Here is a 25,300-nt window from a genome sequence, read left to right as displayed (position 1 = left end):
ATAATTATTCTTGAGGGCTTGCACCACTGAAGAGGCACTGAGGGCACTGAGGTCCCAGTTGTTTCGTATATTCGGCTGGCTGATGGGCACGTTTTCCGTATTACCTTCGATCAGTACATCGTAATCTTTATAGTCTGTAATGATCTTGGCGATTTTTCCCAATGTTTCACCGGCGGTGGCGGAAATTTCGTAGCTGCCTGACTTGTACAACATCTTATCGGAAAGCGAAATATACACAACGCCTTTCAGCACCTGTACATCCACATCGCGCATTTCTTCACGGCTGAGGCTCCTGGTGAGATTATTGGTGAGCACCATATTCAGCGAATCGCTCTTGTTCTTGGTATTCACCAGGTGCTGGATATATTTATTGGAGGCATTGATCTCATCCACCAGTTTGGAGATGTTCACATTGCCCTGGCTGGTAGAGGTAAGACATTTCTGCAATGCGGCTTCCAGTGAAGCCAGTCCTGCTTTCTGCGATTCGATCTGTTCTTCCAGGCTTTTCACCCTGGTGGAGGAGCCGCTTAAATTCTGCTGGCAGGTGGAAAGTTCCCTGGCCAGTTGCTGGTTCATTGCCTGAAGATCTGAATAGCTTGTCTGTAATGTGTCTAATTTCTTCTTACTTACACAGCCTGTACCAGCCATAACCAGTACCAGCAGTGATGCTGATAAATAGGAGATTTTCATAACTGTTCTTTTTTTGATGTTATGTGATTCCGGTGCATTGCATCCGGCAATGAAAAATCCAATAACTGTGGATGGTAATCCCCGTATTGAGGAATTTCCCTCCAAAACCTGTTCCTGTCCATAAATCTGATTTACGGCTATATATCAGTAAGGCAAAAGCTTTGCCAGATCATTATGCATTGATCTTGTGCGTGGTCTTCTTCCTGTACTCCTTGGGCGAGATGCTCATAAAGCGGCTAAAGATGCGGGAGAAATAGTATTGATCATGAAAGGCCAGTTCATAAGCGATCTGCTTGATCGGTTTTTGTGTGAAGGCCAGCTGCTGGCAGGCATCCTGGATCTTCAGCTGGTTGAAATATTCGATGGGAGAGAAGCCCGTGCGTTGCCGGAAGATGGTGGAGAAATGGGAAACAGACAAATGCGAATGATTCGCAAATTCGTTCAGGGTGATATTGTGATCGAGCTTCTGCTTCATCAGTTCAATGGTATTGGCAATAGGATCATCCGGCTGCGCATGTTCCACCCTGTTATACTTCTCTTCATACATGAGTGTGGAGAGAAAATACTGGAACATCATATTGGCATAGCGGAGGTTTTCGATACTGTAGCCATCTTCCAGGTTGATGCAGATCTCTTCGAACAGCTTGATGCGGTTTTCGTTGTAAGAGAGATACGGAATATAGTTCTGAGAGTTTCCGGTGATCAGGTTCACTAAAAAACTGGAAATTTCTCCTTTAAAATGTACCCAGTAAATAGTCCATGGATCCTCATCATTCACGCCATACTTGTGTGGAGCATTGGCTGGTATCACAATGAAATTGCCCGGGGAGATGTCCATCTTCTTTTTATTGATGCTTACCCAGCCCTGACCTTCCACGCAGTAGATGATAATATGCTGGCTGATCCCATGCGGCCTGTCCACATAATGCTGCTGGGCCTTGGGATAATAACCGATATCCGTAATATAAAGCTGTCTGGTGATGGGATCCTTCTTCAGGAACCCGGCATCTAACTTCTGTGGGAGCACAATGAGCTTCTGCCCTTCGAATCCCTGTTTTTTACGACCTTTTTTTATAGACATGGCTGACAAGCGTGGTTGGTGAATGACCGTATAAAAATCTATCTTTTTCGGAAAATAACCTATTCTCCGGCAAAAAAAGGAATGCGAATTTTGAATCGTGCCAAATCCCTCGGTCAGAAATGGCATCCTCACTTAAAACGCCAAAAACGATTGCAATGCGAAGACTAACTCTTCTTCTTTTTCTCACTACACTACTTATAGCCGGGGCCCAGGCCCAGAATACCCGAACATTGAAGGGTAAGGTTACTGATTCAGAAACTCAATTACCGATGCCGGGTGTATCCGTTTCCGCCATCGGGGATGCTACGCCCAAAGCCACTGGCGCCGATGGAACTTTTTCCCTCTCCGTAAAAGGCAAAGTGATCCTGGTGATCACCCATGTGGGCTACAAAACCCAGAGCGTGAATGTAGCCGAATCCGATTCCACCGTTCAGATCAAGTTGCAGAAAGAGGCAACAGATCTCTCTGATGTGGTGGTGATCGGTTACGGAAAACAAGCCAAGAAAGATGTGACCAGCGCTATTTCCAGCTTATCCGGCAAGGAGCTGAAGGAACTGCCTGTCACCAATATCAACCAGGCACTCCAGGCCCGTATCCCGGGTATGCAGGTAGTGAACACCGGTCACCAGCCCGGTGCCGGTACGGCCGTACGGATCCGCGGCATCAACGCCATCGCTGAAGGATCAGGTCCTATCTATGTGGTAGACGGGATTGTGGTTAGCTATGACCTACGCGAGATCAATCCGAACGATGTTGAGTCGATCGATGTTCTCAAAGATGCCTCTGCTGCCGCCATCTACGGCTCCAGGGCTTCTGCAGGCGTGGTGATCATCACCACCAAAAAAGCAAACAGCGGCAAGACAACCGTGAACTACGATGCTTATGTTGGTTTTCAGAAAATGATCAGGAGCTACGACTTCGTGGATAATATCAACGATTACGTAAACCTGCGCCGCGTGGGCCTCAGCGATGAAGATCCCGTGGCATGGCCCAATAATAACCTGCTGGACACACTGCTGTTCAATGGAGATGAAAGGCGCAATATCGCCAGTGGAAAATGGACGGACTGGGTGGGCGCTGTTACGCAGACTGCTCCGCAGAGCAGCCATACCCTGAGCATATCCAATGGTTTTGGCAAGAATAAATTCTACCTCAGCGGCAACTATCTCAACCAGGATGGTATCATCAGGGGATCCAATTTCACGCGCTACTCGCTCAAAGCGAATATGGAATCTGAAGTGAGCGCCAAACTGAAAGTAGGAGTGAATACCAATTTCTCCCATATCGTGAACAATGTGGTGAGCAATGAAGTGTACTACAATGCACTAACCATCAGCCCGCTGATGAGTATTTACGATTCAACAGGCAAGCCCTCCGCCAACTTCGATCCATCCAGCGGTAACCTGCTCTTCAATAACCCGCTGACACTTACTCAGAACCCGCAACGCAATGTAGATGACCGTTTCCTCGGTTCACTTTACGGAGAATATAAGATCATTCCCAACCTTACCTTCCGCTCCAGCTTTGGTCTGGATGTATACAAGAACCAACGCTTCGAGTATTATCCCAGAACCACCAGTACCGGTTTTGCCAAAAAAGGCATCGCTAAAGTGCAGAATTTCGGATGGAGGGATTTCCTCTGGGAGAACACCCTTAATTACAGCTGGCTGCCCAGCAAGGACCATAACTTCGATTTCCTCGCCGGTGCCACTTACCAGAAGAGAAGACAGGAGTGGAATTACGAAGAAGCCTCCAACTTCCCTACCGATGATCTTACCTACAAGCGAATGGACCTGGCCGGTAACAGGGATGCAATCAGCAGTGATTACTTCAACTGGACGGTAGCGAGTATGCTCGGTCGTGTGATCTATAAATACAAAGGCCGTTACATTATCAATGGTACGATCCGGCGCGACGGATCTTCGCGTTTCGGTTCAGAGAACCGTTACGGTAATTTCCCCAGTATCAGTGCGGCATGGCGTATCATCGATGAACCCTTCATCGGCCTGAAAACGCAGTCGTGGCTCAATGATCTGAAGATCCGTGTTGGTTATGGTATCGTGGGCAACCAGGATATCGATCAGACGGCCATCTTCACTCAAATGATCCCAGGCGCTTATCCGTACAACGGATCCAATCAGACTCCGGGCTTCCAGATAAGATCGAGCCTGCAGGGCAACTCTGCATTGAAATGGGAAGAGCAAAGGCAATTCAATGCCGGCCTCGACCTGGCTGTGCTGAACAACTTCATGCGCATTACTTTGGACTTCTATAATAAGAATGTGCACGACCTGCTGCTGAACAGCTCACTGGCCCCTTCACAGGGATTCGATTACAAGTGGATCAATATCTCCGAGCTCAATACCCGTGGTATTGACCTGGGTGTAAAGTTCAACCTGGTAAGGAGTAAAAATTTCGACTGGCAGATGGATGTAAACTGGTCAAAGTTCAGGTCTAAGATCACCAAACTGTTGCCTGGCGTGGATTCCCTGAGCCCTACGCTGAAAGTGGGCGAAGCACCCAACAGTCTTATCGTGGATTATGTGTATGATGGCCTCTACCAGAAAGGGGATGATTTCACACTCAATCCCAATGCAAGGCCTGGTGATGTTCGTGTGAAAGATATGGATGGCAACAAGATCATCAACCAGTATGACCGCGTGATCGTTGGCCGTACCGTGCCTAAAGGATGGGGTGGTATCTGGAGCTACTGGAGGTACAAGCAGTTCTCCATGACGGTCTTCGCCAACTACACGTATGGCCATATGATCAGCAATAAGGCGTACCAGGATTATCTCTACTATTCAAGCAAAACATCTACAAGAACACTGAAAGAAGGACTTAATTTCTGGAGGGAAGACAATACCAATACGGATGTGCCTCGTCCCAATCAGTTCGGTCGTTCGCTGCAGGCCTTGCCGGCAGGCACTTCCAGCTACATTGCACAGAAGGGGGATTTCATCCGCATCCGGAATATCACCCTGGGTTACAATGTGCCGAACGAATTGCTGAACAAGATCAAGGTGAATTCACTGCGCGTATATGTGCAGGCTGTGGAGCCCTTCCTCTTTACAAAGTACAAGGGCATCGATCCGGAGATCGGCGTAGGCCAGTATGATACCTACCCACGCTACCGCACATTCCTGTTTGGTCTTCAATTAAGTTTTTAATTCTGTAAATCTGTCTTGCCATGCTTAGCATATATAAACATATTCAGCAAGGGATCGCAGCCATCACAGTGGTGGTGGCGCTTGCAGGTTGCAACAAACAACTCGCGATCACTCCGGAAACAGCCATGAGCCCGGAAGACCTGTACAAAACTGAACAGGGCGCTATTTCCGGCGTTACCGGCATTTACCGCAAATTCATGGAGTACAACAACGGAGATTATTATTTCTTCGGCATCGTGGGTACCGATGAAGGTAAGACCTCTTCTTTTGTTCCCACCTGGGGCGGATACTGGCAACATTATGACGGTATCAATAGTTACAACAGTCTGCTTACCGCCCAGAACCAGCTGGTACAGGGCGTTTGGAACAACCTGTACAAAGGCATTCTCAACGCCAACCAGGCCGTAAGATATATTCCTTCTTCCCAGACTTCGCAACAGATGAAAGACAGGCTCATGGGGGAAGCGAAATTCCTCCGTGCTGTTTACTATTTCAAACTGGTGCAGTTCTTCGGTCCGGTGCCGATGCCTACAGAGGTGGTGGACCCTGCAGCAGACGCCAATGGCGGAAAAGCCAGGAGCTCCGAAGATGAAGTGTACAAGCTTATCACCGATGACCTGAAATTTGCGGCTGATCACCTGCAACCCAAAGGGACTGCTGAAGTAGGTCATGCCAATAAAGAAGCTGCTCAAACCCTGCTCGGTAAAGTATACCTCACAAGAAAGGACTATGAAAATGCAAGGACCACCCTGCAGCCATTGATGACACTCACCAATGTTGGTCTGATGGATGATTATGCAGACCTCTTTAAGGAAGTGAATGAGAACAATAAAGAATCACTCTTCGAGATCCAGTACAGCAATGATAATGGATTTACTAACGGACAGGCAAATACGCTGGGAAGCTGGCATAACAACAATACCCGGAGTGGTGGTGGTGGTCATGTGGTAATCCCTACAGATTACTATGCCAACAGCTTTGAAAGTGGCGATGAGCGCAGGGATGCAAGCATCCGCTACATCTTCTATGATGCCAGTGGAAACGTGGTGGATTACAGCTGGTGGGCTGATGTTGGCAAGCCACACGTAAAGAAATATGATATCACGCAGGGGAAATCCCTCAATGGTGGCGTTTCTTCCCGCAATCTTTATTTCCTCCGTTATGCGGATGCAATCCTGATGTATGCAGAAACACTGAATGAATTGCACCAGACCGGTGATGCACTCACGCAGCTTAATAAGATCCGCGGCCGTGCCGGCCTTGATGGCTGGGAAGTGGTGCTGGGACACGCACCTTCAGAAGCGGAAATGCGCGATGAATTGCTGAAAGAACGCATGCGTGAACTTGGCTTTGAGGGCTGGCGCTGGTTCGATCTGAAACGTACCGGCAAATTGCTCACCAATGTGAAAGCCTATAATCCGGATGCTACGAACTATATCGCGCAGAAGAACCTGCTGTTCCCGATTTCTTCCGTAGAGTTCGAACTGAACCGTTCTCTGAAACCAACCGACCAGAATCCCGGATACTAAAATGATATTGATGATGACTGTACGGAGCGCGCTTAAATGCTTACTGTTGTTACTGCCATTTGCCGGAATGACGCAACAGCAGAAAATGGAAGGGGAGAACATGGTGTTCAGCAATCCGCACCTGAAAGTGCTGGTGAACCTGGGCAATGGTAAAGTAAGTTACAGGTTCACGAATGGCGTTTCCTTTGAGAATACGGTGGCTTATGTGAACGACCTGCAACAAGGTACATTGGTGTCTGTTGATTTCGATCAGCACAATGTAACTACGGATGCCATCAAAGACCCGCTGGGAAAGGGGATCTGTATTAACCTGGTGCATGAGTCGGCTGCAAAGAAAGCAAAGCTCATACAGTATATCACCATCTACGAATCCAATCCCTTCCTGCTGATCAGTACGGAGGGACAGTTGACCGGAAAAGATATTATTCTAGAGACAAGGAATATATCACCGCTCACCATCCTGCCGGCATATCAGGGCAAAGTGCAGATGCCGGGTAAACAGTCCGTCTTCACCGATTATCCGTTCGACAACGATAACTGGGTTGATGTGATTGCCAGCCGATGGCCTTCTGCAGATAAGACCGTACGAGGTATGAGTTACGAGTTGGCTTCTGCTTACGATGCCAGCAGCAATGCAGGTTTTGTGGCAGGAAGTGTGATGCATGATTTCTGGAAAACCGGTATTCAATATAGTACAGGTAATGTGGAAGGTATCATCGATTCGCTCATCGTCTTCGGTGGCGCTGCTACAAAGGATGTACAGGGACTACCTGACTCCTATGGCGGAAAAGATGGTACCCATGATGTGATGCCACATGGCACGCAGCTGGGAGAATCCGTTTTCTCTCCATTACTCTTCCTCACTGGCTCCGCCGATATCCGGAATGACCTGCAATTATTCGGCAGCGTGCTGAAGAAAGTGAACGGGATGAGCGAATGGAAAAAGGCAGCACCATTCTACTGGAACAGTTTTGGAGTGGAAGGGGTCCTTGGTTACGAAAAAGTAATGATGCCCGGAGATGTTGGAAAGATCTCCGATTACCTGAACTCGCTGAAGAACTTCAACAGGAGTACGCAGCCGGTGTTGAGCGTGGACTCCTATGACCAGAATACCTATTCCACGGAAGTGCTGAAAAGCATCAGCAGGTATGGAAAGAAAAGGGGGCAGCAGATGGGCTTCTATTTCATTCCTTTTTCTCTCTGGACCTGGAAAACGCATATCGGAGAATCAAAACTCACAGGTACTGAGCATCCGCTTCGCGATGTTATCCTGCTGGATGAGCAGGGAAACTATGTACCTTATAAAGATGGCGACTGGGGCGCTTTTCCCATCGATCCCACCCATCCTTACGTAAGAGATTTCATCATCGGACAGTTGCAGAAGGCAAAGGCCATCGATGCTACATTCATCAAAATAGATTTTTTATCGGCAGGGGCACTGGAATCAGCACGCCGCTATGACCCACAGGTGCGTACAGGTATTCAGGCTTACAATTACGGGATGAAACTGTTGCGTCACCTGGTGGATTCCATCATGGGGCCGGATATCTTCATTACACAGGCGATCTCTCCGTTGTTCCCTAATCAGTATGCTCATACGAGATTTCTGAGTACCGATGTGTATTCGCATCTCCGCAATGATATTCCTGGATGGCCTCATTACGGCAGCACAGCTGCCAGCATGATCAGCGCTACCAATTTCTGGTGGACGCAGGGTAATCTCTGGCCGTACACCAATATGGACGTGGTGGTAATGAAGAATTTCCAGAAGAACAAAGCGATCAGTGAGCAGGATGTGAAAGTGAGGCTGCTGTCCATGATGGTAATGGGTAGTATTCTCGGTGATGGTTCTGATTTCCGGGATAAGCTGGCTGCGGAGCGCGGCCGGTTGTTCCTGGACAATAGAGCCGTCTGCGATTTCTTCAGTGCGCCCAGAGCGTTTACCCCGTTGCGTTTCCCGCTGGGGCAGGCGCAGAACCTGCAGCTTGGGTATTATCTGGCCGGAGATACGGTAATGCTGGCTGCCTTCAACTTCGATCTGGATAAACCTTTCACTGAAAGTTTCAGGCAGTCTGAAGTTGGTTGGAAACCCGGTTCGTATATAGTGCAGGACATCCTTACAGGAAAAGAAACAGGCAGGATAAATAAAGATCAGCAGGAACTGGCCATTACCGTCCAGGCAAGGGATGCTGTAATGGTCAGGCTGGTCCCTATTAATTAGAGAGCCGCAAAAAAATAAAAATATTGCTATGAGTGTAAAAGCATGGGTAGAAAAGATCTCGATACCAACCTATGGTACCGGTGAACCGGAAAAGAATCCAATGTTCCTGGAGAAACGGGTGTACCAGGGCAGCAGCGGCGTAGTGTATCCACATCCTGTGATTGAAAAGATCCATGATGAGAAACACGACAAAGAATATACTGCGCTGTACCTGGAGAATGAATATCTCCAGATCATGGTATTGCCTGAATTGGGCGGGCGTGTTCAGCGTGCGTACGACAAGATCCGGAAAAGAGATTTCGTTTATTATAACCAGGTGGTGAAACCTGCGCTGGTAGGGCTTGCCGGTCCATGGATCTCAGGTGGTATTGAATTCAACTGGCCACAGCACCACAGGCCCAGTACTTTCAGTCCTGTTGATTACACTATTGAAGAACATCCTGATGGCAGTAAAACGGTTTGGGTGAATGAGACCGAGCTCATGTTCCGCACCAAGGGTATGGCCGGATTCACACTACATCCCGGAAAAGCATATCTCGAAATAAAAGGCAGGCTTTTCAACCGCTCTGCGTTTGCACAGACCTTTCTCTGGTGGGCCAATCCTGCCGTGAAAGTGAATGAACATTATCAATCTGTTTTCCCTCCTGATGTATATGCCGTGTTCGATCACGGAAAGCGCGATGTATCTGATTTCCCTATTGCTACCGGTACTTACTACAAAGTTAACTATGCACCGGGCACGGATATTTCCCGCTACGATACCATTCCTGTTCCTACTTCTTATATGGCCATCAGATCAGGCTATGATTTCATGGGATGTTATGAACACGATACACAGGCAGGCATGCTGCATGTGGCCGATCATCACCTGAGCCCAGGTAAGAAACAGTGGACCTGGGGCAATGGAGATTTCGGCTTTGCCTGGGACAGGAACCTCACCGATGAGGATGGTCCTTATATTGAACTGATGACGGGTGTATTTACCGATAACCAGCCGGACTTCAGCTGGATGCAACCCAATGAGGTAAAGAGTTTCGAGCAATACTTCATGCCTTATGCTTTGATCGGTGCAGTAAAGAATGCAACGAAGGAAGCGATGGTGAACCTGGAGGTGGAAGGCAATATCGTATTACTGAAAGTATATGCAACAGCCGTTTACAAAGATGCCTGTGTGTTGTTGCTGAAGCATGGAAATGAGGTGAAGCGTTCCTGGGTCACACTGTCTCCTGAGAATGTATACCTGGATAAATATGAGGACTCAGAGCCATCGGCTTTGACTTCTTTACAGATCATTGTATTGGATAGTGAAGGTAATGAATTGGTGAGCTGGAAGCCTGAGCCGGCAACGAAGAAGCCGGTCCCCGCTGCTGCCACTGCCGCAAAACTGCCTCATGAAATCGGGCAGGTGGAAGAATTGTTTCTGAATGGCCTGCACCTGGAGCAATACCGACATGCTACTTTCAATCCGGTAGATTATTATGAGGAGGCGTTACGCCGCAGTCCGGGTGATATCCGCTGTAACAATGCAATGGGATTGTTGTTGCTGCGCCGCGGTCAGTTCGAGAAAGCGGAACCTTACTTCCGCCGCGCCATTGAAACGCTTACCACGCGAAATCCGAACCCTTATGATGGGGAGGCTTACTATAACCTGGGCTGGAGCCTGTTACTGCAGGATAAGCTGTCCGATGCTTACGAAAGTTTTTTCAAAGCTACCTGGAACGATGCCTGGCAACATAGCGGGTTCCTGGCGCTGGCTAGAATTGCAGCTACACAACAACGTTATACACTGGCTTTACAACATGCAGAGAAATCCCTGATCAGGAATTATCAAAGCATAACCACCAGGCACTTGAAAGTGGTATTGCTGCGAAAATTGGGAAGAGAGGCGGAAGCGATTGCATTTGCAACGGAGTCTGTGAAAATGGACCCATTCAATGCGGGTTGTTATTATGAATTGAGTGGCTTGTATTCCGGAGAACAAGCTGCGGCTGCATTGCAGAAGTTTGAGTTGTTGATGAGGAATGACAGGAACAACTATTTAGAGCTAGCGCTGGAATATGCACATGCAGGGTTTTATGCAGAGGCAATGGATCTGTTGAAAAGATTTGTCGCCATTGCAGGTCCTGCATCACCCATGGTGCACTATTACCTGGCATGGTTTGCCGGTAAAGCGGGATTGACTGCAGAGCAGTCGGCGCACCTGACAACAGCTGGCGGGCTGAGTGCTGATGGCTGTTTCCCGAACAAGGTGGAAGAGTCGCTGATCCTGAAATCCGCTTTGGAGATGAATCCGAAAGACGCTGTAGCAGCGTATGCGCTGGGTAATTTCTGGTATGATAAACGTCAGTATCAGGAAGCTGTTGCCAGTTGGGAGCAATCGAGAAAAGCGAATAAAAGTTTTGCCACTGTGCATCGTAACCTGAGCCTTGCCAATTACAATAAGCTTAAGAACAAGCCCAAAGCAAAGGAGCTCCTGGAAACTGCTTTCAAGCTGGATACGAAGGATGCGAGGGTGCTGATGGAGCTTGATCAGTTATATAAAATTTCCGGAAAACCATTTGCAGAGAGACTGGCGTTGCTGGATCGTTATCCCGCACTGGTAGAGCAGCGTGACGATCTCTACCTGGAACGCGCCACGCTCTTCAACAACCTGGGGAAATTTGAGGAGGCCCGTAAGCTGCTGGCTGCGCGCAAATTTCATCCATGGGAGGGCGGGGAAGGTAAGGTGTTGAGCCAGTTCCTGCTTTGTCATATTGAACTGGCCAAACAGGCTTTGCTGGAGCAGGATCAGCAGAAGGCTATTGAATTATTATCCTCACTCGAAAAATATCCTGAGAACCTGGGAGAAGGAAAACTGTTTGGAGCACAGGAGAACGATATCCATTATTTGCTCGGATGTGCGTATGAGCAATTGCACCAGGATCAGAAGGCGAAAGAGTATTTCATAAAGGCCACAGTAGGCATCAGCGAACCTGTACAGGCTATCTATTATAACGATCCCCAGCCGGATAAGATCGTTTACCAGGCTCTGGCCTGGAGAAAGCTTGGAGCACCGGAGAAAGCGGATGCCATCTTCCGCCGTTTCATTGCCTTTGGTGAACAGCACCAGGATGATGTGATCCATATTGATTATTTTGCTGTATCCCTGCCGGATATGCTGGTCTTTGATGTGGACCTCGATCTCAGGAATAAGATCCATTGCCAGTACCTCGTTGCTTTGGGCCATCTTGGTCTGGGTAATGAAGAACAGGCCAGGCAGATGCTGCAGGATGTGCTGGTGTTGGACATCAACCACCAGGGCGCGATGACGCACCTGAAGATGTTCCCGTTTTTTGTTGCTCACCAAACCATGCAGATTAAATAATGGCGATCACTAAACAAACATACAAACCATCGTCAGTCTCCGTGCCCGTTGCCGGTAATGAAAGGATAGTGAAGGTGACATTGCAGAATGGTGGGATCACTGTGGATCTTACGAATATCGGTTGCGCGGTCATGTCCATTCATACTCCTGATAAAAATGGAGAGTCGCGGAATATTGTAGCAGGATTTTCAGATCCTTTGCAATACATGGTGAACAAGGATTATTTTGGCGTAGTGGCCGGGCGATATGCCAACCGGATCGATGCAGGTAAGTTTGAGCTGGAAGGAAACAGTTACCAACTGACACAGAACAATGGTGTAAACCACCTGCATGGCGGGTTTGATGGATTGAGCCATAAGGTTTGGGAGGTTTCGGCATTGGCGCAGAATGAAAACCAGTGCGGGGTGATGTTTTCGTATGTAAGTAAAGATGGAGAGGAGGGGTATCCTGGAAATCTGTCAGTAACGGTATTGTATACACTGGATGAAGATGGACGGTTACAGATAGATTATACTGCAACTACAGATAAGAGTACACCTGTAAACCTCACCAATCATAGTTATTTCAATCTTACAGGTTTTGAAGAACCCTCTGTACTTCAACATGCACTGAAACTATTTGCAGGATTTTATACAGAGAAGAATGAAAACAATATCCCTACTGGAAAGATCCTGCCGGTACAGGGAACCGGACTGGATTTCCGTGAACTGAAGAGGATCGGTGAGGATATTGGCAAGATGGTGTGTGATGGTGGCTTCGATCATAATTTCGTACTGGATGCCAGGGTGGGTTTGAAAGAAGCAGCGTTATTGACGGAAGACAGTACCGGGCGGACTTTGAAAGTGTACACCAGCAAGCCAGGCATACAGGTATACACCGGTAATTCCTGGGATGGTAAAACAACCGGACAGCAGGGTGTGCCCTATCAGCGGCATGGAGCTGTTGCGTTGGAAACGCAGGCTTTTCCGGATAGCGTGAACCATCCTCATTTTCCGGATACGATTGTGCATCCCGGCTCACCTTATCGTAGTACCACTATATTTGAATTCGGCATCAGCAGCGATTAAACCGTATAACAATCATGCAACAGCAAACATTCAATCAAAAATATATTCTCGGTATCTCCTTTATTTCCGCGTTGGGAGGTTATTTGTTCGGATTTGATTTTGCGGTGATCTCCGGCGCATTGCCATTTTTGCAAAAGCAGTTTGAACTGGACGCATACTGGGAAGGGTTTGCAACGGGCAGTCTGGCTATCGGCGCTATTGCGGGCTGTGTGATTGCAGCGGCCGTGTCAGATAAATACGGCCGCAAGCGGGGACTGATGATAGCAGCAGCAGTTTTCATGGTGTCTTCGCTGGCGATGGCGGTTTCGGGCGAAAGGAATTTTTTCATCGCAAGCCGCGCTATTGCAGGAGTGAGTGTGGGCATGGCTTCTATGTTATCGCCGATGTATATTTCCGAGATCTCTCCCGCGCATTTGCGGGGCAGGATGGTAGCGATCAACCAGCTGACCATTGTGATCGGTATACTGATCACCAACCTGGTGAATTATAGTCTGCGTAATCATGGTGTGGATGCGTGGAGGTGGATGTTTGGTTTGGGGGCGATACCTTCTGCTTTGTTCCTGATAGGGGCGATGCGTTTACCGGAAAGCCCGAGATGGCTGATCAGTGCCGGACAAAAAGATAAAGCAGTTTCAATATTGGAAAAGATCGGTGGGGCAGGTTTTGCCAGTAAAACATTGGAGCAGATCACTAAGTCGATGGCTGGTAATGCGAAGCTGAATTATCGGGTGTTGCTGACCAGGGGCATACTGCCTGCAGTGCTGGTGGGTATTGGCCTGGCAGTGTTCCAGCAGTTATGCGGCATCAATGTGGTGTTCAATTATGCGCCGCGGATCTTTGATAGTATCGGTGCTTCGCAGGATGATCAGTTGTTGCAGACAGTGTTCATTGGAGCGATCAATTTAGTGTTCACTTTACTGGCGATGCTGCTGGTGGACAGGTTAGGCCGAAAACCGCTGATGTTGATCGGTGCAGGTGGACTGGCAATTTTATATGTTGTTGTTGTAAACATGCTGGCGGCAGGATCTGCGAATGTTAGCTGGTTCCTGTTGATGGCTATCGGCACTTATGCGATGACGTTAGCTCCTGTGACCTGGGTGTTGATTGCTGAGATCTTCCCTAACAAGGTTCGTGGTGCAGCTACGTCTGTTGCCGTGATCAGTTTATGGCTGGCTTATTTTATTCTGGTGTTTACATTCCCGATATTGTTTGATAAGTACAAAGACAATACTTTTTATATCTACGCGGCTGTTTGTTTAATTGGCTTCTTCTTTGTTTGGTTCAAGACACGTGAGACAAAAGGTAAGACCCTGGAAGAGCTGGAAGGCGTGATAGCAGGGCATTAATAATATTGATCAATCTTCTTTAAAAAAGGCATCCGCAAAACTCTGCCAGTTGTGGATGCCTTTTTCGTTGGTGTTGGTTAACCTGGCGATCAGTTTGAAAATATCTTCTTTCTTTTTCCCTTCTTTTCTGAGGTATTGAATGGAAATGGAGCCGGCGGTTTTGGAAAGTTTGTTACCGGTTTCATCAGTGAGCAGGATATGATGCATGAAGGCTGCTTTCTGAAATGAGTTTGGTTTGAGTTGGTTGGCGAGGTATCGTTGTGCGATGGTGCTGGGGCGGAGATCCAGCCCTCTTACGATAAGGTCAATGTCAAAATGGATATCGTCTGCGAGGGAGGCGAGTTGGTAGGAGGGGAGACCGTCTTTTTTCCTGACTACAAAATTGGACATTTTCTCGTCCAGGGAGTAGGTGAAGATATTCGTTTCAAGAGAATTGATCCGGAAGGTTTCGGTGGTGTTGGTGATGAGCCGCCAGTTTACGTCCGGTGTATCGAGGGGGATGCCTTTGTGCAAACAGGTGCCGGGGTAAATACCGTCCGGAGCAGTCTGCTGAAGTAAGGATCTGGAGCAGTTGCAGGCAAAGACCTTTTTCCGGTTTTTGAGTCGGGTGAGCAGTTCATTATAGATAGGCAGGCGGTGTGTCTGCGAGAAGGTTTCCTTGAATTCCTGTACGTTTCGCGGGCCTTCATCCCAGTGGATTTCCAGGAAATTGAGGGTGTCGAAGATATCCTGGAGGTATTGGTCCTGGGCTCGTGCCTGGTCCATATCGTCGATACGGAGCAGAATGGAAGCGCCTTTTTTGCGGGCGAGGTCTGCGGTAAGGATAAAGGAGAATATGTTCCCAAGGTGAAGAAAACCGCTGGGAGTGGGGGCTAATCTTGTTTTTTTGCAGAACGGGTGCGTGCTCATTTCAGCACAATAATAGTTTTTTGTTGGAAAAGAATGGAAATTTGAATCGGTACTCCTATATTTGCAACCCGCATTTGGATTGGTAGTTCAGTTGGTTAGAATGCCGCCCTGTCACGGCGGAGGTCGCGGGTTCGAGTCCCGTCCAGTCCGCATCACAGCTTTCCGATTATAAGTTGTTTATCTTTTAGTCAAAGGATCACGCAAGTGATCCTTTCTTCATTTTATACCATTTCCTGTCTAAAATTAAATCTGCCGTTGTATCTTCTGAACCAACAATAAGGATATCGGGATGCTTATTGGTCAGGATCATCAATTGCCGTAATCTTTGGCTATTAGTTGGGGGAACCCATTGTCTTTCTGCAATTAAACAAATGAATTTTCTCTAAATAGGGATTATTTTTAGTTTAGTGTTTTCATTGGATCACTTTTTTCCAGTGAGTGCTTCGTAAGTAACCTTTTATAGACCTGGAATTGTCTATTATATACCTTCCTACAGAAATTGCTTAGTCCATAATTATTCTATTTTACAATCGAATCATTAGTTGCAAGAAATTGGATAACAATTAATTATATAGATGAGCGCAGATTCTCATATCGGTCATGAAGAGGAGCTATTTACCCGCATTGTCAGAGGGGATCAGGCGGCCTTTTCCACCGTGTTTTCGCTTTACCGCTACCGTTTATTGTTCTATGCCAGCAGGCTATTGCCAGATCGGGGGGATATGGAGGATGTAGTTGCTGATAGTTTCCTGGCACTCTGGAAGTCAAGAGAGCGGATAACATCGGACGATCATATCAGGCATTTTCTTTTTGCCACAGTCCGCAAACGCGCTTATTCATTGATGGCTTCGCGGGGGCGAAAGGAAAAGTGGATGGAAAGCATGAAACAACAGGTTACGGAGGAAGACGAGCAGTTTATGGCTCATAGGGTTCAGGAAGAGATGCTTTACCTGATGAATAAGGCCGCAAAAAGCCTGCCTGGCGATTGCCGGCGGATCTTTGAACTGTATTGTCAGGGGGAACGCACTCCGGAGGAGATAGCACACATCATGCAGATTGCACCAGCCACTGTGCGTAGCCAGAAACGAAGAGCGATACAATTAATCCAGGCATGGATGAAAAAGAATGGATCACTGCTTTCGCTGCTGGTCAATTTGTTTTTGTCACTTATCGCTTTTTTTAAAAAAATCTGACCTGCTTTTGCACATTTATCCATTTTCGTGGATATCATATAATACACAATGGCATCATCAACATCATATATTGCGTTTTTACTGCTGAAAAAGATATCACAGGAACTCTCGGAAGAGGAAGCGAAAGAACTGGAAGCCTGGCGAAACTCCTCCGATGCTGCCCGGCAGATGTATGAAGCATTGACGGATAAGGCCAGTTTACAGCAGATGAATCTCTTTTATGCTGAACTTCAACGGCAGGAAGAGAAGCGGGATGAATCGACCACATTGGCTACTCTGTTGGCGCGGGAATCGAAGCCAGCTGCACACCGTGTGCATTTCCTCCGCAAATGGGGCTGGGCGGCCGCAATCATCTTTATTCTTGGGGCCGGTGCTTACCTCTATATTTCTTCAAAAGGAACGCAACAGGCATTGGTGAAAGCGGAAAAAAATATTTCGCCTGATGCGGATATTTTGCCTGGCAGCGATAAGGCTATACTAACCCTCGCCGACGGCAGTACTATAATATTGGACAGTGCAGCTACCGGTGCCATCGCCCGGCAAGGCAATGCCAATGTGGTGAAGCTCGCGAATGGAGAAATCCGATATGATCTGCAAGGCATTTCACCGGATGAAATGATGATGAATAACGTGAGCACCCCGCGCGGCGGGCAATACAAACTTACACTTCCTGACGGAACGCAGGTTTGGTTAAACGCTGCTTCATCCATTACTTATCCTGCAGCATTTGCTGCGAAGAATAGAAAAGTGAAAATCACCGGTGAAGTGTACATGGAGGTTGCTCAAAATAAAGCCAAACCATTTGTTGTTGATGTGAATGACCAATCGACCATACAAGTACTGGGTACCAGTTTCAACATCCATGCTTATGCTGACGAAGCAGCCATTAAAACAACGCTGGTTGAAGGCAGTGTTAAAGTGAGTAAGATTTCGGATCAAGTCCGGAATGACAGAGAAAATAAAATACGGAATGAAAAGACGGTTGTTCTCAAAGCCGGTCAGCAGGCGGTGGTAGAAATTGCGGATCAGACCCGGGATAACAAAGCAACAAGCGATTCAGCGCCTATACAGGTTCAGCCCGCCAATATCTCCCAAGCCCTGGCGTGGAAAAATGGCGCATTCAATTTCAATGGCCTGACCGTTCGTGAAGTACTGAACCAGCTTTCCCGCTGGTACGACATAGATATCCGATTTGAAGGTAAAGAGCCTGCATTTAAGTTCATGGGAGGTATTTACAGAAGCGCTGGTCTATCCGAGGTTTTAAACATGCTTGGGAAATTGAATTTGAAATATAGAATGGAAGGGAAAACATTGATAGTTCTCTGATTATTCACATTCCCTGATCCGTTGAATACTGTTACGCGCCACACCTCGCCGGAGGTGATAATAAATTAAATCTCCATCTTATTATAGCTCTTGATTGCTGAAAAAAAGCCAGTGAAAGAATGGTGGGGTTTATGCTATTGAGGAAATGACAAAACCTGGTTTGTAAAACCTGCGAGACAAAACTAAAAATATGACCTGATACAAACTTTTTGCTCAAAACAAAACCGCTTCGTGGATCAGACGAAGCGGATATAAGTCTGGGCAACACAAACAAAAATAGTCACCGAAGACTGCTTTATCACATTACCCAAACACAGCAAATTTATGACAAAAAATGCTTTTTGTGGATGGCCGGCCCGTGGGGGTACCAGCCGCATGACCAAAACTCTTCTAGTTATGAAGCTGACTGCTTTCTTACTGACAGTCGCCTGTTTAAACGTAGCGGCAAAAGGAGTGTCCCAGAATATTACATTTTCAGGTAAAAATGTTCCCTTGTCGGCTGTTTTGAATGCTGTTCAAAACCAGACAGATTATCTTTTCTTTTATACGGATGTGGTGTTGAAGTCTTCCAAACCTGTGACCGTTAATGTTACTAATGTTCCTTTGGCGAAATTTCTTACCGACTTGTTTAAGGCGCAACCTCTGACGTTTGAGATTTCCGGTAAAAATGTTCTCATCTCCGAAAAAAACACTGCCGTTTCCTTGTCTGCTGACGGGCAACGCAATTCCGCCGGGACAGGGGAATATAATAATGGTATTTACCTCCCGGCTACCCCCATTCGTGGCAGGGTTACAGGCCCGGATGGCAATTTTTTGTCAGGTGCTACCATTACGAATAAAACAACCAGGAAGTCTACTTCTTCTCTTGGTGATGGTTCTTTTTCCATTCAGGCAGACGAGGGTGATATTCTCGTTATCAGTTATATAGGCTACAGTGAAGTGGGGTTGAAAATTACCTCTGCTACAACCGCCGTTGCCGTGTCTTTTGACGGGCAGGCAATTAAAACGGGAGGTGCCGGTTATTCTTTATCTTCTTTGATTATTTCTCTCAAGCCTTCTATAGCCAGATTAGATGAAGTTTCAGTCGTAAACACCGGTTATCAATCCATTTCAAAGGAAAGAAGCGCCGGATCTTTTGCTAAGCCTGATATGAGGCTCGTAGCAGATCGCTCAACCACTATGAATATCCTGCAGCGCCTGGATGGACTGGTGCCTGGACTCACCATCAACAATGCCAGCCAGAGCCGCAATCCGATCTCCATCCGGGGGCTTTCCACTATCGGACTTATGACCGGGCCAAACGAATACACCGGCACCAGCAGAAATCCACTCTATGTTGTGGACGGTATCCCTATCGATGATATCAGCAGTATCAATCCGCAGGACGTTGCAGATATTACCGTTCTGAAGGATGCCACTGCCGCTTCCATCTGGGGATCCAGGGCCGCCAATGGAGTGATTGTGATCACTTCCAAAAAAGGAAATCAGGGTGAAAAAATAAAAGTGCAATACAATAGTTTCATCAACCTGATCGGAAAGCCGGACCTCGACTATACTCCCGTACTATCCAGCAAACAATTCATCGAAACAGTAAAGGAGATCATGACCGATGATTATTTCTATTACAACGACTGGAATCAGGCTACCGCTTTCAGCTCTATCAGCGGTACCGGACTGCCACCGCATGAAGTGATCATGTACAACAAATATCGCGGGATCATTACAGCAGGCCAGGCCAATAAAAGCCTGGACAGTCTCGCTTCCATCAACAATCTTCAGCAGATCGAAGATCTCTGGTACCGTAATGCACTCCTGACAAACCATACCGTTTCCCTTACTGCCGGAGGAAAAGTATACTCGGTATATGGGTCACTTGCCTGGACCAACAATACTTCTCCACGTCCTGGTGATAAGAACAATACCTACAAGATCAACCTTCGACAGGATTTCAATATCAATAAATGGTTGCAGGCTTATCTTATCAGCGACCATACCAATACCATCAGTTCCACCAAACGGAATATCTCCATCGACAACAGATTTTATCCCTACCAGTTATTCAGGGATGAACAGGGAAACAATCTCAGCATGCCATATATGGGTATCCTGTCAGACTCTACCAGGCTTGATTTCCAGGCCAGGAGCCGTGTAAGCCTTGATTACAATCCGCTGGATGAATTCAATTACGGTTACACAAAAAGCGATAACCTGCTCAATCGCTTTACTGCAGGTGTGAAAGTAACGTTGCCCAGGGGATTCCGATTCGAAGGTGTGTATGGGTATATCAAGGGAAATCAAAAGATCACTTCCTATGATGATGCCAAAAGTTACCGCGTAAGATCCGAACTGGTATCATTCACAGTGGCGCCTACCACTGCTTCCATTCCGGTTTATAATCTACCCGAAACCGGCGGCCGGTATGAGGTGAGTAATATCAACCAGCGCAACTGGACCATCCGGAATCAATTGATCTATGACAGGAGCTGGAGCAACCGGCTGCATCAACTCACCTTGCTGGCTGGCCAGGAGGCGCAAAACCAGCTCGTCATCAATAATAGCAGTCTGGTCAGAGGATACAACGAGTCATTACAGACATTCGGACCGGTGGACTATGCCAGACTGGGCGCTGGCGGCATCTTCGGTACTGTAATGCCCAATAACCTTTTTACCAGCGTATTGGTGAACACCCCCTTTTCACAGACAGAATTTGAAAGCCGCTACACTTCCTATTATGGTAATGCAGCTTACACTTTCAACCGCCGCTACACCATCAATGGAAGCTTGAGAGCTGATAAGAGCAATCTCTTCGGACTGGACAAATCAGCCCAGAACAGAGCCGTATGGAGTGCCGGAGCCAAATGGATGATGAGCGATGAGCTATTCATGAAAAATATCGCCTGGCTCAACAGGCTCGCTCTCCGGGCAACACTGGGTATCGCCGGAAACTCGCCAGCCGCCGGCACCGCTGCTTCCAGGGATATCATGACGCCACAGACAAGTGGCTTCCTGCCGAACAATACAGGACTGATCATTGCCACTGCCGCCAACCCAAAACTTACCTGGGAAAGTACCAATACGCTCAATTTTGGCGCAGACTTTTCTATACTGAACAGCCGGATCAATGGTTCGGTTGATGTATACCGTAAGAAAACAAATGATCTCCTTGGTAACATGACAGTGAATCCATTCACCGGCTACGAAGCTATTACCGGGAACTTTGGCAATATGGAGAACAAGGGTGTCGAACTTGCACTGAATACAGTGAATGTTGAAGGCCGCCACTTCAGTTGGAACACCATCTTCGTACTGGGTTACAATAAGAACACCATCACCAAAATGAACAATCCCGAAGCCCTTAGTACGGGAGACAGGCTGGTAGGTGCGCAATATGTTACGGGCTATCCGGCATTCGCGCTCTTCGCCTACAAAAATGCAGGACTCGATAATATGGGCGATCCGCAGATCATGCTGAATGACAAAACCATTACCAAAGCGCCCAATGTGGCCAAACCTGAAGACGTTGTTTTCATGGGTACCACACAGCCTGTTTGGAACGGAGGATTCTCTAATACTTTCAGATATGATAATTTCACGCTTTCAGCCAATACGATTTTCAATCTCGGACATGTAATGAGAAGAGATGTTCCCGGTGGGAATTACGCAGGCAGGATCATCGGTCATGGCAATGCTCTCAACCAGGGATCCAGCAGCGGCTACTACTCCCAGCTACATCCGGATTTCCTCAACAGATGGAGAAAACCAGGAGATGAAGCATTCACCAATGTGCCAGGCTACGATCCCAATTTTTCCTCAAGTTTTTCGAGAAGGTCAATAGCATATTATCAAAGCGGCGATATCAATGTTGTAAGCGCCTCCTATATTAAACTGAGAGACATTACTCTTTCATACAGACTTCCATCTCATGTAGCCGGTAAACTGTTTACCGAAAGTGTCAGGTTCTATGTACAGGTTTCCAATATCATGCTGTGGAAGGCCAATAAGTTTGGGATCGATCCTGAATTCCATGAAGCCTCCACCGGCAGCAGGATACCTTCAACACCGTATACAACTGATCCCACAATCAATACCACTCCTTACCGCTCAGGCCAGGGAACCATCACCTTCGGGATGCATGTGAACTTTCAATAATCATTCAACACTGTGTTCATGAAAAAGATCAAACATTCAATACTATATAGCTTCGGAATTGCCTTGATGCTCACGTCAGCAACTTCCTGCAAAAAAGATTTCCTGGAAGTGAATCCGAAAGGTAAACTCATTGCACAAACCACCAACGACTATGAAACATCACTCATTTCGCTTGCTGTACTGAACATGGACTCTGATGCCCAATTGGCGCTGGGAGATGATGTGGCTTCCCTGGAGCCTTATTTCTCCGGATCGACACCGCGCATGCAAAGATTGTTCAAATGGGAAGACGTGATCTATCAACGAGATGAAGATAATTTTGAAATGAGGGTGACCATGAAGAATATCTATCTCTTCAATAAAGTGATCAATGAAGTGATGCAATCAACAGGAGGGACGGAAGCACAAAAAAAGATGGTGCTTGCCCAGGCAAAGGTCGGAAGGGCCTGGACATACTTTTTGCTGATCAATTATTTCGGGAAACCTTACAATTCTGCTACAGCCGCAACAGATCCCGGCTTTCCCATCATCAGGCAAGCAGATGTAACTGAAAATAATTTCATCAGGGCTTCTGTACAGGAAGTGTATGATTTTATTCTGAGCGACCTGAATTCAGCGCTTGCCGACCTTCCTTCACAAATCACCCACCGCATCAGGGTTTCCAGGTCCGCAGGAGAAGGCATACTGGGAAAAGTGTTGTTGTTCATGAGGCGTTTTGATCAGGCGCTGCCACATTTCGATAATGCATTTTCCTTTATGAACAATGCTGCTATCAATGTTGGATTGTATGATTACAATGTAACGTTTGCCCCCGGTGGCAGTTCCCTTCCCATCGGAGTTCTCGGCCCTAATTTCCCTTTATCCCCTTCCTATGAAGAAAATATCCTTGCCAAACAAAATGGCACTACCTGGGCGTTCATCAGTAATGAAATTGTGACCACCCCACAAACTTACAATCTCTACGATCCGGGAGATCTCCGCCTGAATTGTTTAAGCAGCACCGCCTATCCCGGTGGCGCATTTCCCGCCGGACTTTTAAGACGAACGGGTCCACTCAACAAACAAATCGGTTTTACAGTACCTGACCTTTACCTGTTAAGAGCCGAAGCAAGAGCGCGGGAAAATGATCTTGCCGGCGCAAAAGCTGATGTTGAATTTCTCAGGAGCAAAAGGATGCCTTCCAATGTAGCTGTACCTCCTGCAATAGCCACCGATAAAAATGCCCTGATCAAATTCATCCTCGATGAACGCATCCGCGAATTTGCGCTGCAGGGCTATCGATGGTTCGACATGCGCCGTTTGTCTGTTGACCCCGATTTCAGCAACACTGTAGGTACTACACACACAGTGTACAATGCGCAGGGAGGAGTATCTGCCACATACACCCTGAAACCCGAAAGGCTTACACTTCGCTTTGCCCAGAAGGTAATGGACCTGAACCCGCAAATGGAAAACAATCCATAGTACAACCAGAATCAATAACCGCTTTAACATCCATTTTTTTCATTCATCCGGCCACCTGACAACCCAGGTGGCCGGACAAAGCTTCGCACATGAAAAACATCCTGCTCGTATGTGTTGCCACGTTCTCTCTGCCGGCCCTGAACGCTCAGCAAAAATTCCAGGTAAAGGCCAAAATCAGCAACATAGCCTATCCTGCCAAAGCTTATATCAGCTACAACAACGGAGAACAGATACAAACAGATTCCGTAGTTGTTGAAAAAGGGAAATTTACTTTCAAAGGAACCATATTGAATCCGTCTGAGGCTACCATTACCCTGAAACAATCCGATGGTAACACAGACATGTATACCAGGGACCTCCTGGATCTTTACCTGGAAAAAGGAAAGATCAGCATCAGGGGAGATAAACAAGTTAAGTCGGCCACCGTGAAAGGGGCCGGTGTGGCCCAGGCTGATTTTGACAGGTTCAATGCCATCATGAAACCATTGAGGGATAAAATGGCTCCTCTAAGTATAAAGATGCGCCAATATTACAATGAAAAGAATGATGCTGCAAAGGATTCCATCTTTCCACAGCTGGTGGCCATCCGGAAAGACTTGACTGCCTTGGAAACCGAATTCATCAAGAACAATCCCGGCTCATGGGTAACACTCGGTATGATGAAACACAGGGCCGTGATCATCGATGTACCGGAATTTGAACCCCTTTTCATTGCAATGACCGATGAATTGAAAAATACTGCCGATGGCCGGAGAATTGCGGACAGGCTTGTGATTGCAAAAAGACTTCAACCCGGACAACCCTTCATAAACTTCGTGCTGAATGACACAGAAGGCAGGCCCGTAAGTCTTGAGAGCTTCAAAGGGAAATATGTACTGGTGGATTTCTGGGCCAGTTGGTGCGGTCCCTGCAGGGCGGAAAACCCTCATGTACTCAAAGCCTACAATCAGTTCAAGGATAAGAATTTTGATGTATTGGCCATTTCGCTCGATCAAAAGAAAGACGCCTGGCTGAAAGCTATCAGGGAAGATGGTATGCCCTGGACACATGTGAGCGACCTGAAAGGATTCGACAACGTGGCAGCGAAGGAATACGGTATTATAGCCATTCCCCAGAACTTCCTCCTCGATCCACAGGGAAAGATCATAGCCCAAAACCTGCGTGGAGAAAACCTTGCCAAGAAACTGGCAGAGATCCTTCCATAACTGCATTTGTGATTTTGAACCTACAATCAGAATAAAAATGTTCCGTATAACAATTGTCAGATTGATATTCATTGTCACCGGGTTGGTGCTGGCAGTGAACGCTGTGACAGCACAGGATTATCCACCCGATGCAAAGCTGAAACCCGGAGTGCCCGCACCGCCCGTTATTACGGCAAAATGGATAAAAGGAGATGAAGTAAAATCATTCGAAAAAGGAAAAGTGTATGTAGTGGAATTCTGGGCCACATGGTGTGGCCCCTGCCGTGGCGCAATGCCCCATCTCAGCGAAGTAGCCAATAAATACAAAGGGAAAGCCACAGTAATAAGTATCAATACTAACGAGCTCGCGTATTCGAAAAATAAAACAGCAGATTATATTTCTAAAGTAGAACATTTCGTGGAGCGGCTGGGGGATGGCATGGACTATGCGGTTGGCATCGACACCCGGGATACTATCATGTGGAGCACCTGGATCAAATCAACAGGATTCGAAGGTATTCCCCATGCATTTATTATCGGCCGGGATCAAAAAGTTGCCTGGATGGGCCATCCGGCAGCAGTGGAAGCTCCTTTGGAATTGATAGTG

At 47.2% G+C, this 25,300-nt stretch carries 15 protein-coding genes and 1 tRNA gene; 13 read left to right on the top strand and 3 right to left on the bottom strand.

Annotated features, from left to right (window positions below):
* Together ACTHMC_RS06430 and ACTHMC_RS06425 are read right to left on the bottom strand one after the other, a co-directional pair.
* On the bottom strand, positions 1 to 690 hold a 690-nt coding region (locus ACTHMC_RS06430; RefSeq protein WP_440411882.1), incomplete at its 3' end, for an OmpA/MotB family protein.
* A 172-nt stretch (positions 691 to 862) separates the two neighbouring features.
* Positions 863 to 1,771 carry an AraC family transcriptional regulator gene (locus ACTHMC_RS06425; RefSeq protein WP_440411880.1) on the bottom strand — a complete coding sequence of 303 codons (909 nt, stop codon included), beginning with the start codon at positions 1,769 to 1,771 and terminating at the stop codon, positions 863 to 865.
* A 155-nt stretch (positions 1,772 to 1,926) separates the two neighbouring features.
* Here ACTHMC_RS06425 and ACTHMC_RS06420 point away from each other — a divergent pair, with 155 nt between their 5' ends.
* From ACTHMC_RS06420 to ACTHMC_RS06395, 6 genes are read left to right on the top strand one after another with little or no spacing between them, the layout of a single operon-like run.
* A complete protein-coding gene (locus ACTHMC_RS06420) occupies positions 1,927 to 4,941 on the top strand; it encodes a SusC/RagA family TonB-linked outer membrane protein (RefSeq protein WP_440411878.1) in 3,015 nt (1,004 codons plus the stop codon).
* A gap of 20 nt (positions 4,942 to 4,961) precedes the next feature.
* On the top strand, positions 4,962 to 6,470 hold the full coding sequence (locus ACTHMC_RS06415) for a RagB/SusD family nutrient uptake outer membrane protein (protein WP_440411876.1): 1,509 nt from the start codon (positions 4,962 to 4,964) through the stop codon (positions 6,468 to 6,470).
* Positions 6,471 to 6,480: 10 nt separating this feature from the next.
* Positions 6,481 to 8,691 carry a hypothetical protein gene (locus tag ACTHMC_RS06410; RefSeq protein ID WP_440411875.1) on the top strand — a complete coding sequence of 737 codons (2,211 nt, stop codon included), beginning with the start codon at positions 6,481 to 6,483 and terminating at the stop codon, positions 8,689 to 8,691.
* 28 nt (positions 8,692 to 8,719) lie between these two features.
* On the top strand, positions 8,720 to 12,055 hold the full coding sequence (locus ACTHMC_RS06405) for a DUF5107 domain-containing protein (protein ID WP_440411874.1): 3,336 nt from the start codon (positions 8,720 to 8,722) through the stop codon (positions 12,053 to 12,055).
* Positions 12,055 to 13,122 (top strand): aldose epimerase family protein, encoded by a 1,068-nt coding sequence (locus ACTHMC_RS06400; RefSeq protein WP_440411872.1) that lies wholly within the window; start codon positions 12,055 to 12,057, stop codon positions 13,120 to 13,122. Before ACTHMC_RS06405 ends, ACTHMC_RS06400 begins: the two co-directional genes overlap by 1 nt.
* On the top strand, positions 13,101 to 14,468 hold the full coding sequence (locus ACTHMC_RS06395) for a sugar porter family MFS transporter (protein WP_440411884.1): 1,368 nt from the start codon (positions 13,101 to 13,103) through the stop codon (positions 14,466 to 14,468). Before ACTHMC_RS06400 ends, ACTHMC_RS06395 begins: the two co-directional genes overlap by 22 nt.
* Before the next feature lie 9 nt (positions 14,469 to 14,477).
* Here the strand turns inward: ACTHMC_RS06395 and ACTHMC_RS06390 are convergent, their stop codons facing one another.
* Entirely contained in the window at positions 14,478 to 15,377 is a 900-nt protein-coding gene (locus tag ACTHMC_RS06390; protein ID WP_440411869.1) for a glutamate--tRNA ligase family protein, read from the bottom strand.
* Positions 15,378 to 15,453: 76 nt separating this feature from the next.
* Here ACTHMC_RS06390 and ACTHMC_RS06385 point away from each other — a divergent pair.
* The 7 genes from ACTHMC_RS06385 to ACTHMC_RS06355 all read left to right on the top strand — a co-directional run.
* A tRNA-Asp gene (locus tag ACTHMC_RS06385) sits at positions 15,454 to 15,527 on the top strand.
* A gap of 425 nt (positions 15,528 to 15,952) precedes the next feature.
* Complete coding sequence (locus ACTHMC_RS06380) at positions 15,953 to 16,570, top strand: RNA polymerase sigma factor (protein WP_440411867.1); 618 nt, start codon at positions 15,953 to 15,955, stop codon at positions 16,568 to 16,570.
* 48 nt (positions 16,571 to 16,618) lie between these two features.
* Positions 16,619 to 17,896 carry a FecR family protein gene (locus tag ACTHMC_RS06375; RefSeq protein WP_440411865.1) on the top strand — a complete coding sequence of 426 codons (1,278 nt, stop codon included), beginning with the start codon at positions 16,619 to 16,621 and terminating at the stop codon, positions 17,894 to 17,896.
* A gap of 396 nt (positions 17,897 to 18,292) precedes the next feature.
* Positions 18,293 to 22,045, top strand: a complete 3,753-nt coding sequence (locus tag ACTHMC_RS06370) for a SusC/RagA family TonB-linked outer membrane protein (RefSeq protein WP_440411864.1) — start codon at positions 18,293 to 18,295, stop codon at positions 22,043 to 22,045.
* An 18-nt stretch (positions 22,046 to 22,063) separates the two neighbouring features.
* A complete protein-coding gene (locus tag ACTHMC_RS06365) occupies positions 22,064 to 23,509 on the top strand; it encodes a RagB/SusD family nutrient uptake outer membrane protein (RefSeq protein WP_440411862.1) in 1,446 nt (481 codons plus the stop codon).
* Between the two features lie 89 nt (positions 23,510 to 23,598).
* The gene (locus ACTHMC_RS06360; RefSeq protein WP_440411860.1) at positions 23,599 to 24,714 is read left to right on the top strand and encodes a redoxin domain-containing protein; all 1,116 of its coding nucleotides are present in this window, start codon (positions 23,599 to 23,601) and stop codon (positions 24,712 to 24,714) included.
* A gap of 37 nt (positions 24,715 to 24,751) precedes the next feature.
* Positions 24,752 to 25,300, top strand: a 549-nt coding sequence (locus ACTHMC_RS06355; protein WP_440411858.1) for a TlpA family protein disulfide reductase, incomplete at its 3' end; no start/stop codon positions are given.

The sequence above is a fragment of the Pseudobacter sp. genome, assembly GCF_051955275.1.
GTDB lineage: Bacteria > Bacteroidota > Bacteroidia > Chitinophagales > Chitinophagaceae > Pseudobacter.
The sequence above is the reverse complement of the archived record's forward strand: the minus strand, read 5'-3'. Positions and strand labels throughout refer to the sequence as shown.